This is a genomic window from Haladaptatus sp. AB618 (genome assembly GCF_024136965.1).
Lineage (GTDB): Archaea > Halobacteriota > Halobacteria > Halobacteriales > Haladaptataceae > Haladaptatus.
This window is the reverse complement of record NZ_JAMYJX010000002.1, coordinates 313,921-326,038: the sequence shown is the minus strand read 5'-3', so window position 1 is coordinate 326,038 and position 12,118 is coordinate 313,921. Positions and strand designations below refer to the sequence as shown.

At 61.3% G+C, this 12,118-nt stretch carries 11 protein-coding genes; 4 read left to right on the top strand and 7 right to left on the bottom strand.

Going from position 1 to position 12,118, the window contains the following annotated elements; all coding sequences use genetic code 11:
• Positions 1 to 46: 46 nt before the first annotated feature.
• Positions 47 to 724, top strand: coding sequence for a DedA family protein (locus NKF26_RS08525; protein ID WP_253226671.1), 678 nt, complete (start codon positions 47 to 49; stop codon positions 722 to 724).
• A gap of 54 nt (positions 725 to 778) precedes the next feature.
• Here the strand turns inward: NKF26_RS08525 and NKF26_RS08520 are convergent, their stop codons facing one another.
• The 3 genes from NKF26_RS08520 to NKF26_RS08510 form a co-directional block, all read right to left on the bottom strand.
• Positions 779 to 2,206, bottom strand: coding sequence for an MATE family efflux transporter (locus NKF26_RS08520; protein ID WP_253226672.1), 1,428 nt, complete (start codon positions 2,204 to 2,206; stop codon positions 779 to 781).
• A gap of 78 nt (positions 2,207 to 2,284) precedes the next feature.
• Positions 2,285 to 2,857 (bottom strand): HalX domain-containing protein, encoded by a 573-nt coding sequence (locus NKF26_RS08515; RefSeq protein ID WP_253226673.1) that lies wholly within the window; start codon positions 2,855 to 2,857, stop codon positions 2,285 to 2,287.
• A 68-nt stretch (positions 2,858 to 2,925) separates the two neighbouring features.
• The gene (locus NKF26_RS08510) at positions 2,926 to 5,157 is read right to left on the bottom strand and encodes a histidine kinase N-terminal 7TM domain-containing protein (RefSeq protein WP_253234178.1); all 2,232 of its coding nucleotides are present in this window, start codon (positions 5,155 to 5,157) and stop codon (positions 2,926 to 2,928) included.
• Between the two features lie 163 nt (positions 5,158 to 5,320).
• On the opposite strand from NKF26_RS08510, the gene NKF26_RS08505 reads away from it, so the two are divergent.
• Positions 5,321 to 7,804 (top strand): DNA topoisomerase I, encoded by a 2,484-nt coding sequence (locus NKF26_RS08505; protein WP_253226675.1) that lies wholly within the window; start codon positions 5,321 to 5,323, stop codon positions 7,802 to 7,804.
• Here NKF26_RS08505 and NKF26_RS08500 read toward each other — a convergent pair.
• Positions 7,801 to 8,349 (bottom strand): hypothetical protein, encoded by a 549-nt coding sequence (locus NKF26_RS08500; RefSeq protein ID WP_253226676.1) that lies wholly within the window; start codon positions 8,347 to 8,349, stop codon positions 7,801 to 7,803. The genes NKF26_RS08505 and NKF26_RS08500 overlap by 4 nt on opposite strands.
• On the bottom strand, positions 8,346 to 8,648 hold the full coding sequence (locus tag NKF26_RS08495; protein WP_253226677.1) for a UPF0175 family protein: 303 nt from the start codon (positions 8,646 to 8,648) through the stop codon (positions 8,346 to 8,348). The genes NKF26_RS08500 and NKF26_RS08495 overlap by 4 nt, the downstream gene beginning before the upstream one ends.
• Positions 8,649 to 8,888: 240 nt before the next feature.
• On the opposite strand from NKF26_RS08495, the gene NKF26_RS08490 reads away from it, so the two are divergent.
• Positions 8,889 to 9,314, top strand: coding sequence for an ester cyclase (locus tag NKF26_RS08490; protein WP_253226678.1), 426 nt, complete (start codon positions 8,889 to 8,891; stop codon positions 9,312 to 9,314).
• Between the two features lie 23 nt (positions 9,315 to 9,337).
• Here the strand turns inward: NKF26_RS08490 and NKF26_RS08485 are convergent, their stop codons facing one another.
• The gene (locus NKF26_RS08485; protein WP_253226679.1) at positions 9,338 to 9,976 is read right to left on the bottom strand and encodes a helix-turn-helix domain-containing protein; all 639 of its coding nucleotides are present in this window, start codon (positions 9,974 to 9,976) and stop codon (positions 9,338 to 9,340) included.
• A gap of 127 nt (positions 9,977 to 10,103) precedes the next feature.
• Between NKF26_RS08485 and NKF26_RS08480 the strand changes: the two genes are divergently transcribed.
• The gene (locus tag NKF26_RS08480; RefSeq protein WP_253226680.1) at positions 10,104 to 10,535 is read left to right on the top strand and encodes an ester cyclase; all 432 of its coding nucleotides are present in this window, start codon (positions 10,104 to 10,106) and stop codon (positions 10,533 to 10,535) included.
• A gap of 44 nt (positions 10,536 to 10,579) precedes the next feature.
• Here NKF26_RS08480 and NKF26_RS08475 read toward each other — a convergent pair whose 3' ends face one another.
• Complete coding sequence (locus NKF26_RS08475; RefSeq protein ID WP_253226681.1) at positions 10,580 to 11,971, bottom strand: S1 family peptidase; 1,392 nt, start codon at positions 11,969 to 11,971, stop codon at positions 10,580 to 10,582.
• Between the last annotated feature and the right edge of the window lie 147 nt (positions 11,972 to 12,118).

Here is a 12,118-nt window from a genome sequence, read left to right as displayed (position 1 = left end):
CCTGCATGAAAAAATTGATGGTGGAGAACAGTGAACGCTATCTTGAATGTTCGACTGGTTAGCCAGTACCACACTTTCGTTCGTCACCAAATACGGCTACCTGGCTGTCTTCCTCTATCTGGCACTCGAAACGGCGTTCATTCTCCATTTCGCGCCGAGCGAAATCGTCGTCCCGTTTGCGGCGGTACAACTCGTCCACGACCCGCTATCGTTCGCGTTCTTCGTCGTCGTCACGACCGCTGGAGCGACGGTAGGGAGCCTCCTCGGCTATTACGTGTTCGGTAAAAACGGGAAGGAGGCGCTTCATCGGTACGGACACATCCTTCACGTCTCCGAGTCGGATTTGGAACGAAGTCAGGGCTGGTTTCAGCAATGGGGTCGGAGCTCGGTCTTCTGGGGCCGAATGCTTCCGTTCGTACGCGCGGCCATCTCGATTCCCGCCGGACTCGCCGAAATGGACCTGCGGAGGTTCGTCGTCTACTCCGCGGGCGGATCGCTCGTTTTCAACGTATTTTTGACGTACCTCGTTTACGAAGGATCAGGCGAAACGTCCCCGCTCGGGTGGATGATCGAAACGATTTCCACGACACTGCTCCCCTACACCACGTCGATGGGTGGGAGCCTGCTCCTCCTCGCGAGCCTCGTCGTCGTTCTCTGTCTCGGTCTCGGCGTCATCTGGGTCGCCCGTGAACAGTTGAACCGAAAAACCGCCCCACATCGGTGAGGGAGGCGGTATTGAGGCTGCGGGCTGTTTTTCAAGCTGTATTCCGATTCACCGTCAGTCCGCGGTCGAGGGCACTTTCTCCTCGTCCAGCACGCCCTGTCGCCAGTGGCCGAGGCTGAACCAGAGCACGCCGACGACGAACGCCCCGACCGCCGACAACGACCACGACCACCAGAGACCGTTGACGCCCCACGCCATGCCCGAGAGCGTGAGCGGCCCGAGTTGGTACGTCCACCCGTACGCCAGCAGGACGGCCATCGGAATGCGGAGTATCCACCGCGAGAGGAACGACAGGGCCATCGCAACCCCGGTACTGCCCGCGCCGCGGAAGCCACCTTGGATCACCATCAGACCGCCGAAGAAGGAGAGGAACGGTCCGATGACTCGGAGGAAGTGGGCACCGACGCGAACGACGGCGGGGTCGTCCGTGAACACCCGCATGGCGACGCCCGGGAAGGCCATCATCAACCCGCCCGCACCGAACAGTACCAGCATCGTTCCGACGGTCGCTTTCCACGTCACCTCCGAAGCGCGGTCGGGCGTCTTCGCTCCGAGGTTCTGCCCGACGCCGGTCGCGGCGGCCTGTCCGACCGCGCCCGACACCGTCCACGAGACGGACATCATCCTGATGCCGACACCGTACGCCGCCGTCGGGACCGCGCCGAACCGGGCGACCAACGCGACCATCGCCACCGAGGCGAAACTCCGCGCCGCACCGTCGATGGTTGCGGGATAGCCGAGCGTGGCGAGTCGTTTCAACACCGGCCAGTCCGGACGGAGGTCCTCCAGTCGAAGCTGAATTCCCCAATCGCCGCGCAGGAGGACGTAGACGCCGACGGCGGCCGCGAACACGCGAGAGATGAGCGTGGCGACCGCCGCGCCCTGCGTTCCCATCGGACCGAACGGGCCGTATCCGAGGATGAGTATCGGGTCGAGGACGACGTTCATCCCGGCCGAGAGCACCATCAGCCACATCGCAGTGCGGGTGTCACCCGCGCCGCGAAGCACCGCCCGGAAGACGAAGAAGAGGAACGTGAACGGAATGGAGAAGAACAGCACTTCGATGTACCCGAGTGCTTGCACGTAGACGGGTCCTTTCGCCCCGACGAGCGTGAGGAGTTGACGACGGAACGCGAAGCCGAACGCCGCGAGGACGACCCCGATAACGACGGTCATGAGGGTCGTCTGTGCGACGACGTTGTCCGCCGCGCGGTCGTCACCCGCGCCGACGTGCTGTGAGACGAGCGCGACCGACGACGCCGTGAGTCCCATCGCCAACGAGACGAACAACCACGAGGTCGGGAACATGAGCGAAACGGCGGCGACGGCGTTAGTGCCGACGCGTCCGACCCAAAACATGTCCGCGAGGTTGTAGAACGTCTGCAGGAGGTTGCCGACGACCAGCGGCCACGCCAGCGTCACCAACTTCGGCGAGATGGCTCCCGTCGTCATATCGACACGATCCGCTCTTCGTCCAGCCATTTCCGTCCGAGTACAACGAGCGAACCGCGCTTAAACGGACGTGTTCCGCCCCCTCTCTGCCGGTTCCCTATCCCCTCGTCACTGAATTTCGCGGAGGGTATGCTGAAATTCCCGGTGATCGTTGACTTCGAGCGAGGAATCGAGCGTGCGACGAACGTCGTCGATTTCGGCTTCGAGGGAGACGAACTCGTCGTTTTCCTGTAGTTCGTCGGGGGAGTATTCGGCCAGTAGGTTCGCGTGGGTCGAAACCAACGAGTAGTAGTGTGTCAGCGTCTCCGCGTACTCCGCACGGTTGTATAGCGACTCGACCGTCCCCTGGAGTGAGCTCCTATCGACAGGTTTCGTTACGTACTCGTCGAATTTCATGTCGATGATGTCGTAACTCGGCGCGACCGCGGTGATCATGGCGACACGGCAGTCGTACCCATCGATTCGGATTCGTTCGAGAACCTCGGGGCCGCTCAACGACGGCATCTTTCGGTCGAGGAGTACGACGTCTATCTCCGTCGCCCGTTCGTCGAGTATCGAGAGTGCTTCCGTTCCGTCGTGTGCGACGTACGTTCGGTGGTCCGAGAGCCACTTCTCGTAGAGGACCGTCACCTCCGGTTCGTCGTCCACTAGTAGCACGCCGATAGTACCTGCTGTCGTCATGTTCGGGGTCGGTATTGATAGAGATAATCAATCAATTACTCATATATCTTTGGTTTTTTAGGTAGTATTTATTCACTGTTGTGCTTTTTGATATATGTCTCTCCCGGTCGGTCGTGCTGCGGGAACGTAAGGACGGCAACCGTCCCACGCGGTTCCGCGTCTTCGAACCACACCGCACCGCCGTACTGATCCATCATGACGGAAACGAAGTAGAGACCGAACCCGATGGAGCCAGTCGCCTCGGACGTGACGTTGCGGTCGAACACCTGTGTTTTCATCCCGTCCGAAATTCCAGGTCCGTCGTCCTCGATTTCGACTCGAACCGAACCTTCGGAACGCCGCGCTCGAACCGTGAGGGAGGGTGATCGGCCGTCGTGATGCTCGATGGCATTCAACAGCACGTTCTCCACGACCTCACCGAGCAGTTCGTTGCCCGCCACGGTCAGTCCGTCCTCGATGTCGGTCTCGACGCTCACGTTCGGATACGTGTCCTTGACTTTCGTGACCCGCCTCGTCACGGCTGCCGGGAGGGAAACGGTTTCCAGCGACACCGATTCGGAATCGGTGACGGTCTGGCTGACCGACCGCACCTTTTCGGTCAACGCGCCGATGTCCTCGCTCCACTTCCGAACCGTGTCGAAATACGACGTTCCGGACGCTTTGACGTGGGGTTCGAGGAGTTCGAGGTTGCCGTTCACGACCGTGATTCCGTTCAGGATGTCGTGGCGGAGAACGCCGTTGAAGAACTCGATTTGTTCGGTTCGTTCCTCGACCATCGCCTGGCTCTCCCGTAGTTCCCGCTCCCGACGTGCGCGGTCGAGCGCTGTTTCCGTCGTGCTCGCCAAAACCCGTGCGAAGCGGCGCTCGTTCTCCGTGAACGTCCGTTTTCTCGTGTCACTGCCGACCCCCAGAACGCCGTGTTCGCCAAGCGGAAGCAACAACAGACAACCGACCGGGAGATACCCGTATTTGGAACTCGGTAGAAGGTCGAAGGATTCGTAAACGACGGGCGTTCCCGATTCGAACACCGACCATATCGATTCGATGTCACGCGAAAACGCCAACTCCTCGTCGAGACCGCGTTCCAGGAGGGACGTCATCGCAACCGACCGAAGGATCGTTTCGTCATCGTCCGGAAAGAGGATGGCCGAGTAGGGGTGGTCCAACACTTTGTCGGCGGTTTGCACGGCGACATTGGCGATCGCTTCCGGCCGTTCCACGTCCATGAATCGACGCGTCGCGGACTGAAGCGCACGAAGCGTCTCCTCCCGTCGTTTCTGTTCGGTTATCTCTCGAAGGACGAAGATGTCCCCACGATGGGCGTCGTGGTGGTCACGGATCGGTGTCGAACGGGGGTCGTAGACGGGCGTCTCCCCCATACTACCGTCTGTTCGGACGGCAGGGGTGAACGAATGTCCGCACGATACGGCGTCGAGCAGGCCGGGAACGGCTGTTTCGAGTTGGCTCCCGACGATGCTGTCGACCTGAAACAGCGGTTCCGCCGCCGAGTTGTACTCGACGATTCGTCCGTCGGTGACGACGATCACCGGGTCGTCCATCTCGGAGAGGACGACTTCCGAGGCGAGCGGCGCGACGTCGAGGAAGTTGTAGCGGAACAGCGCGAGGCTGTCCAGGATGCCGCTGGCGGCGAAGAAGACGGGCGTCAACCCGAAGGCGACGTTCAAATCGACGAAGGAGAAGACCGAGATGCCGAAAAAGGGGACCAATCCCGCGAGAATGATCGCGACCGTCTGTTTCCGGTAGAGTCGGTCGGCCTGCACCACGAAGGATGTGAGAAAACCGAACCCGGTGACGAGGACGACGAACAGGTAGACGAGATGGAAGTAAAACGACCCGGTATGCACGACCGACAAGGCGGTGAGGCTGTCGCTCGTCGTCAGCCGCGCGGTTTCGTTTGCAAACCCGTGGGCGGGATTCACGAGCGCGAAGACGGTGTAGCAGACCGGCTCCGCCCAGATGAGCGGGAGCGTCGTTCTCGTGACCCAATCCTCCCGGCCGGTGTATTCGAGCGCGAAGGTCAGCCAGAGGATGGGAATCGCGGTGACACAGATTCCTATGAGCGCCGTCCAGCGACGAGCGGAAACGAGCGAGGAACTCGTCAGGACGAACAGCGAAAAGACGCACCATCCGGCGACGGCGAGCATGAGCGAGGCGAACGACACCGCGCCGGGAACGTCACGATTCGACCACGCGTGACGTGCGAGTACGACTCCGACACCGCCGCCGAGGGCAGTGCCGGTGAGAACGACACCGCCCGAGAAAGAGAGAGAACCGAACATATCAGAATACGTTCCTGTACTGGGAGGGTGCACATAGCCGTTTCTTCCATTATCACTGCGGATAATCGGAGATCCGGATCCGTTCTTTTCGCTGGCGAAACGTTTACCAGCGCCATACCCGTAGCGACGGGCGATGACCGACGCGAACAGGGGTGGTGCGTGAGTGGAACTCATCATTACCGAGAAGGACAACGCCGCACGTCGAATCGCCGACATCCTCTCCGGCGAGAGTGCGGAGACCGACCGGCAAAACGGCGTCAACGTGTACAAGTGGGGCGGCAAGCGATGCATCGGGCTGTCGGGCCACGTCGTCGGGGTGGATTTCCCCCCGGAGTACAACGATTGGCGCGACGTGGAACCCGTCGAACTCATCGACGCGAACGTCGAGAAACAGCCGACGAAGGAGAACATCGTCCGCACGCTCCGCTTGCTGGCGCGCGATGCGACCCAAGTGACGATCGCGACCGACTACGACCGCGAGGGTGAACTCATCGGGAAGGAAGCCTGGGAACTCGTCCGCGACGTGAACGAGGATGCGCCCATCAACCGTGTCCGATTCTCTTCGATTACGCAGAACGAAGTCACCTCGGCCTTCGAGAATCCGGACGAACTCGACTTCGACCTCGCGGCGGCGGGTGAAGCACGCCAGATAATCGACCTCATCTGGGGTGCCGCGCTGACGCGCTTCCTCTCGCTTTCGTCCCGGCAACTCGGCAACGACTTCATCAGCGTCGGCCGCGTGCAGAGTCCGACGCTGAAACTCATCGTGGACCGCGAACGCGAGATACAGGCGTTCGACCCCGAGGAGTACTGGGAGATGTTTGCCGACCTCCGAAAGGACGACGAGGAGTTCGAGTCCCAGTACTTCTACCGCGACGAGGACGGCAACGAAGCCGAGCGCGTCTGGGACGAGGAGACGGCCGAAAAAGCCTACGAGACGATTCGAAAGGCCACGGAGGCCACCGTCGATAGCGTCTCGCGGCGCACCCGTACCGACACGCCACCCACGCCGTTCAACACGACCCAGTTCATCCGGGCGGCGGGCAGTCTCGGCTACTCCGCCCAGCGGGCGATGAGCATCGCCGAAGACCTCTACACCGCCGGGTACATGACGTACCCCCGGACGGACAACACGGTCTACCCGGACGATTTGGACCCCGAGGAACTGCTCGACACCTTTGCCGGAGATTACACCTTCGGAGAGGATGCCGAGAGCCTCCTCGAACAGGAGGACATCGAACCGACGGAAGGTGACGAGGAGACGACCGACCACCCGCCGATTCACCCGACCGAGGACATCCCGACCAAGGGCGAGTTGAGCGACGACGAGTGGGACGTGTACGAACTCGTCGTTCGCCGCTTCTTCGCCACCGTCGCGGAGTCGGCGAAGTGGGAACACCTCAAGGTGGTCTCCATGGTGGACGACCTGACCCTCAAGGCCAACGGCAAGCGCCTGCTCGAAGAGGGCTATCACGCTGTCTACCCGTACTTCAACACCAGCGAGAACTACGTGCCCAACGTCGAGGAGGGCGAGGAGTTGGCCGTCACCGACACGCGCATCGAGGACAAGGAGACCCAACCGCCGCGCCGGTACGGCCAGTCCAGACTCATCGAGAAGATGGAGAAGATGGGAATCGGGACGAAATCGACCCGTCACAACACCATCCAGAAACTGTACGACCGCGGCTATCTGGAGAGCGACCCGCCGCGCCCGACTCGCCTCGCGCAGGCGGTCGTGACGGCCGCCGAGGACTACGCCGACCTCGTCGTCAGCGAGACGATGACCCGCGAACTGGAGGAGGACATGACCGCCATCGCCGAGGGCGAGGCCGACTTGGACGACGTGGCCGACTCCTCGCGGGAACTCCTCGCCACGGTGTTCGACGAGTTGGAGGAGTCACGCGAGGAGATCGGCGAACAGCTTCAGCAGTCGTTGAAGGAGGACAAGACGCTCGGACCGTGTCCCGAGTGCGGCGAGGACCTCCTCGTGCGCCAGAGCAGGCGCGGCTCGTACTTCGTCGGCTGTGACGGCTATCCGGACTGCACGTACACGCTGCCGCTCCCGAACAAGGGTAAACCGCTCATCCTGGAAGACCGCTGTGAGGAACACGGCCTGCGGGAAGTGAAGATCCTCGCCGGACGTGGCACCTTCGTCCACGGCTGTCCGCTCTGCAAGGCCGAGGAGGCCGAGGAGGCCGAGGATCGAATCATCGGCGACTGTCCCGACTGCGGTGAAGAGCACGGCGGCGAACTCGCCATCAAGAAGCTTCAGACAGGTTCCCGACTCGTCGGCTGTACGCGTTACCCCGACTGTGATTACTCGCTGCCGCTCCCGCGCCGGGGTGACATCGAAGTGACCGACGAGCGATGTGACGAACACGACCTGCCGGAACTCGTCGTGCACAACGGGGACGAACCGTGGGAACTCGGCTGTCCCATCTGCAACTACGAGGAGTTCAAACAGCGCGAACAGAAGAGTGGACTGGAAATCATCGACGGCATCGGCGCGAAGACCGCCGAAAAGCTCGCCGAGGCCGGTATCGACACCATCGACGACCTGAAGGACGCCGAAGTCGAGACGGTCGCCGACCAAGTCAACGGTGTCAGCGAAGATAGATTGCGAAGCTGGCAGGCGAAAGCGGACTAGTCGGTCGCCGCGTCGTCTATCAGGTCGAACGCTTTTTCCCGAAGTTCGCCGGTCATGTGGAGCCCGTGACCGTCTACGTCTCGAACGATTTCTTTGCCCACCTCTGCGGAAAGTTCCGCATCCACTGCTCGGACGATGACGCCGATGGTTCCCGTGACGGTTGCGCCGAGACCGCGAGAGACGGTTCTGACTCGTTGGTCGTCGGAAACGACCCCTATCGGGAGGTCAACGTCCGTTCGTGCCAACACGCTGGCAACGATGTCGACATCGCCGTTCCGCTCCTGTTCGCCGAGAATCTCTCGTGCCGGTGAGTCGAACTCGTCAGTTGATGGATCGGTCGTCATCGGAAGCCAAACATCGGTTTCGACGCCCTCATTCGAGACGAGTCGGTCGACGTTCGTCCGTTCGGGTTCGGTCGTGATTTCGCCTCGAACCGTCGGGAGCACGACGGGAATCCCGTCGAAGTGCGTCACCAAATCGAGTTCGCCGACGGTCCCGAGCGCGATGAGCGTCGTCGCATCGAGAAGGAGTGGCGTCGAAGTCATAGACTGCGGGCCGAATCCGCATCCCGTTCGAGGTCATCGGGCGACAATTGCGAGGTGAGGTTTCGTTCGCGGGCGATTTCGAGCCATTCACCGAGACTGACGCCTGCGATTCTGGCGGCTTCGTTGACCGAGATATCGCCGGACTGGTATCGTTCGACCGCCGTTCTGATCCGAAGCTCCGAGAGTCCCTCACCGAGTGCTTTTCGGATGGTCGTACTACGGTCTTCTCCGAGCAACTCGGCCACTTCGTCCAACTGGTCGGCTTCGTCGTCCGGGAGTCGTGCACTGACGGATGGCATGTATACATAGTATTACAGCGTATTCAGCCATAAAGGTGTGGTCGAAAGCAGCGGTTCTCCACGAACGGGTTACGAAGTTGTCAGCGACGGTAGTCGGCTTGTATAAACAAAACGAGCACATGAAGGAGCCTCCGCCGCATCGACTACCGTTTTCGGCACCAATCTTCATTGACCTGAATATTCAGTTTCAGAAACATTCATCGCCATACATGCAGTAGCTAGCCAGCGGGGAGGGATGAGATGGCACAAACCACTGCAAACACGGAAATCGTTCGGGAGTTCGTGGAGCAAGCGTTCAACAATGGGAACCTCGAGGTGGCCGATGAGTATCTCGCTGAAGATTTCGTTCGCCACGACCCGGACATGGGGGAGGTTCGAGGACGGGAGAAGTACAAGGAATTTATCGAGATGAACCGGACTGCGTTCCCGGACTATCACGAAACCATCGAGAACATCATTACGCAAGGCGATACCGTGATGTATCGATGGACGTTGCGCGGTACGCAGGAAGGCGAGTTCATGGGAGTCGCCCCAACTGGTAACGAGATAGAGGTGACGGGAATGATCGATATGCGCCTCGAAAACGGGCGAATCACCGAGCTGTGGGGGAATTTCGATGCCCTCGGACTGCTCAAAGAACTCGACGCCGTTCCCGAGGGAGTTTGAACGACCGAGAACTCGACTCACTGCTACTTTTTGGTTGCCAATTCGACGAACTCCCTCATGATCCGCCCTTCGGCCCGGTGAAGTAGCCTGCTCGCCGCCGATTTGTGAACCTCGAACTCCTCGGCCAACTCCGTGAGCGTACACCCCCGCGGCGTGTCGTAGTACCCCCGCTGGACCGCTCCGGTGACGAACTCCCACTGCCGCTCGGTGAGCAGTTCACCGGAGTCGTAGGACTGAGTCAGCGACGAGACCTGATACGGAATCCCCGCCTTTCCCAACTCGTCGGCGTAGTTCGACAACCGTTCGTGTGACGCGGTCAGGGTAACCGAAAATCGGCCGTTTCGGAGGACGGTCGGATAGAGCGAGACGTTGTCCGACCCGCGAAGCGCGTCGTACAGTTCGGTTACGACGGTCGTGAACTGGACTAACACCAGCCTGTCGTCGTGATAGACGACGTCGGACGAGAGCACCTCCGGCGTGGCTTCGAACCGCCGGACGAACCGCTCGCCCTCTTTCGTCCGTGCTTCGAGGAGCGCGAGCGGGTGCTCCTCCCTCGACTGCGTCGCCAGCAGTCGGAACTCGTCGTCCGGAAACTCGGTCGACAGGTCGGCCAGCCAGTCGTCCACGGCCGCGCCATCTATCCGTAACTCCACCTTCGGCATACCCGGACGTCGGTCGGCGAGGCTAATAAACACGACAACATGTTGACCCGCGAACGCAGGCCGTTTCGTGAACTACTGCCGGTGTGGTTGCGATGTACCTGAATCACGAACGTACGGAGGAATCGAGATGACGAACGAAACACCCGAAACGAACGAACGAATCGCCCGACGCATTCCGGAAGAGGTGTTCGCCGAGGGAAACTTCGATTTGTTGGACGAACTGTACGCCGAGGACGCAATCGAGCACAATCCGTTCGGTGACCTGCGAGGGAGGACGGCGATTCGTGAATCCTACGAGGGATTCGTGGCCGCGTTCCCGGATATCACCCAGAAAGTCGAAGATATCGTCGCGGAGGGTGACACGGTCGCCATGCGACTCACGGCCCGCGGAACCCACGAGGGACCGATGGGTGCACTCGAACCGACCGGACGGGAAATCGAGGTCCAGCAGACGGTCTTCACCCGCATCGAAGACGGCGAAATCGTCGAGCGATGGCTCCATCCGGACAACCTCACCATGCTCCAACAACTCGACGTCGTTGACGCCGAGTTAGTGTAGTCGTTCGCCACCAAAAACGCGGAATAGAAACCGCCGTCTGAACGTTACGACGAGTTGACGACGTACCCGCCGGAGACGTCCACGTCGAACGACTCCGGCGACGAATCGGGCACGTCGAGGGTAACGGAAACGTCCCGGACGAAGCTGTCGTCGCGTGCGTGTTCGGCGGTGAGTTCGAAGGTGGTGCGGTTGCCTTGGGCGGCGAGCCACCCGGTTCCGGTGGCGGTGCCGGACACCGTCGCGACGGCATTCACGCGGTCGTCCGAGTCGGCCGGACCGGTGACGGAGAAGGATTCGAGCGACAGTTCTGCCCCGTCGGTCGAAACGGAAACCGTCGTGTCGAACGTCTTGTGGTAGGTCGGTGATCCGCCGCTTCCACCGCCGGAGCCACCACGACCGCCGCTTCCGCCGCGACCCCCGTCTCCACCGCTTCCGCCATCGCCATCACCGCTGCCACCATCTCCACCACTGCCACCGCTCCCGGGTTCTTCGGTCAGCAGTTCGACGCCGAGTTCGGATTCGACGGAGCCGATCTTACAGAAGATGGTCTGTCGTTCGGACCCGGCAAACAGCAGGCCGACGAGTTCGCCGGACGAGTCGAGGAAGACGGGTGACCCGCTGTCGCCGCCCTTCGACATCGGTCCCGCGATGCACTGGTCGCGGAGTTTGATGGCTCCCGCGTCGCCGTAGTTCACGCGGACGGTCGCGCCGGTGGCCTTCACGTCGCCGCTCGTGACGCCGGTGGTTCGTCCCGATTTCGTTACGGTCTGGCCTTTGAGCGAGCGGTACTCGTCGCGCCGGATGCTCGTCGGCCACGAGTCGTCCAGTTTGTGGTATTCCGTGGATTCCTGCTCGGGGGTGACCGAGCGCGCCGCCACGTCCACCAGCGCACCGTCCTCGACGGTGACGTAGCCGCGTAGTTCGCCGGTCTTGTCGTCCGGCATGCTCCCGCCGTCCATCGGTGACGGCTGGATGACGGGTTCGCCGAAGTCGGCCTCGTTGACTCGGGCGTAGACGTGGTTGTTCGAGAGGCGCACGAGGTCGCCCTCGGAGACCGAATCACCCCAGTTCGCCTTCGAGGTGTCGGTCACGCGGGCGGGGTACGGCCCGGCGGTCGCGGCCGTCGATTTCGCGTTGATTTCGCTGATGCCGCCGACGACGGGTCGATGGCGGTCCTTGCGGTCGCCCTCCGCCTCGGGAATGGGTTGGAGGAACGCGAGCGCGTCGAAGCCATCGCGTTCGTCGCCGTACCCCGCGTCCTCGACGTGGAGCGTGACGCCGGAGACGCGCTTTTTCACGTTGTCCTCGTCCGCGAGTTCCGTGTCCGGGAGTTTCTGCGAGACGAAGACGGTGAGCGTGTCGGTGTCCTCGTCGTAATCGACGCCGAGAACGTTTTTGCAATCGAGGAGGTGTTCGAACTCTTGTGTGTGTGTCATGGGTAGGGGTTCTGGAGGTGGTCGTCGGGAGACCATCCGTGTATTTTCACTGCTCGATTCAAGAATATTAAGTCGTGAATCGTAATATAGTTCATGGTGGTAACGAAAGTATAATTCCCGTCTTCGGCCGTCCGATCCTGCGCGCAC

What these genes read in the sequence shown, in the direction of transcription:
- NKF26_RS08515 (WP_253226673.1), bottom strand. Translation starts at nt 2,857, where the DNA reads ATGACGACAGCAGGTACTATCGGCGTGCTACTAGTGGACGACGAACCG.
- NKF26_RS08485 (WP_253226679.1), bottom strand. Translation starts at nt 9,976, where the DNA reads ATGCCGAAGGTGGAGTTACGGATAGATGGCGCGGCCGTGGACGACTGG.
- NKF26_RS08495 (WP_253226677.1), bottom strand. Translation starts at nt 8,648, where the DNA reads ATGCCATCCGTCAGTGCACGACTCCCGGACGACGAAGCCGACCAGTTG.
- NKF26_RS08490 (WP_253226678.1), top strand. Translation starts at nt 8,889, where the DNA reads ATGGCACAAACCACTGCAAACACGGAAATCGTTCGGGAGTTCGTGGAG.
- NKF26_RS08510 (WP_253234178.1), bottom strand. Translation starts at nt 5,157, where the DNA reads ATGTTCGGTTCTCTCTCTTTCTCGGGCGGTGTCGTTCTCACCGGCACT.
- NKF26_RS08475 (WP_253226681.1), bottom strand. Translation starts at nt 11,971, where the DNA reads ATGACACACACACAAGAGTTCGAACACCTCCTCGATTGCAAAAACGTT.
- NKF26_RS08480 (WP_253226680.1), top strand. Translation starts at nt 10,104, where the DNA reads ATGACGAACGAAACACCCGAAACGAACGAACGAATCGCCCGACGCATT.
- NKF26_RS08500 (WP_253226676.1), bottom strand. Translation starts at nt 8,349, where the DNA reads ATGACTTCGACGCCACTCCTTCTCGATGCGACGACGCTCATCGCGCTC.
- NKF26_RS08525 (WP_253226671.1), top strand. Translation starts at nt 47, where the DNA reads ATGTTCGACTGGTTAGCCAGTACCACACTTTCGTTCGTCACCAAATAC.
- NKF26_RS08520 (WP_253226672.1), bottom strand. Translation starts at nt 2,206, where the DNA reads ATGGCTGGACGAAGAGCGGATCGTGTCGATATGACGACGGGAGCCATC.